Annotated in this window: 2 protein-coding genes; both read left to right on the top strand. The window is 33.5% G+C overall.

The genetic code is table 11. From position 1 onward, the window contains the following. Window positions 1-549 (top strand): transposase (locus tag ACTNB8_RS16375; RefSeq protein WP_441056117.1); only part of this gene is annotated, 549 nt, incomplete at its 5' end. Window positions 550-572: 23 nt separating this feature from the next. Then, window positions 573-761: IS3 family transposase (locus tag ACTNB8_RS16370; protein ID WP_441056116.1), on the top strand; the 189-nt coding region annotated here is incomplete at its 3' end.

The raw sequence follows: 761 nt of genomic DNA, 5'->3' as shown, positions 1-761 counted from the left end.
AAAAAAGCTGTTGAATTGTATCGCCAAGGAAAATGGATTGATGCACCCAATGATATAATAAATCTAAAAAATTTTCATGACATGATTGTCAGATGGCATCATTTGGAAGAATCAAATACTTCTGATTGTTTAAAACACTGTGGTACAAATAAAAAGTGGTCTCCAGAGGAAAAATATGAACTTGTTGCACGAGTTATAGCTGGAGATACTATTACTTCAGTTGCTTATACTGTGGGTATAAACAGTGGATTACTTGCTCAATGGATTCGCAAATATAAAATATGGGGTTATAATGGACTTGTAGACCGAAGAAAAGGGCGAAAACCAAAGGAGTCCGCAATGAAAAAGATGAACATAAATAATCCACGTAAATTAAATGAGTCTGAATATGAAGAACTGATTCGTTTACGAGCTGAAATTACTTATATTAAAGCAGAAAATGAAGTAATAAAAAAAGAGATCGCCTTGAGAGAAGAAAGGGAAGCTGCGCTACTCAAGGCGAAAAAGCAGCAATCATCAAAGAACTCAAAGAAAAAGGATATCTGTTAAAACACTTGTTAAAGGCTATGAATATGGCGCGTTCTACATACTATTTTGAAATTAACAAAACAGATCCAGTTGCTATACGAAATGAAGAATTACTTCTAGTTATTAAAAAAATATTCGTAGAAAACAAAGGCAGATATGGGGTACGCAGAGTTTATATGGAATTAAAAAATCGTGGCTACAACGTAAATCATAAGAGAGTTCAACGTCTTATG

The organism is Blautia sp. HCP28S3_G10 (assembly GCF_052065235.1).
Taxonomy (GTDB): Bacteria; Bacillota; Clostridia; order Lachnospirales; family Lachnospiraceae; genus Blautia_A.
The sequence above is the reverse complement of the archived record's forward strand: the minus strand, read 5'-3'. Positions and strand labels throughout refer to the sequence as shown.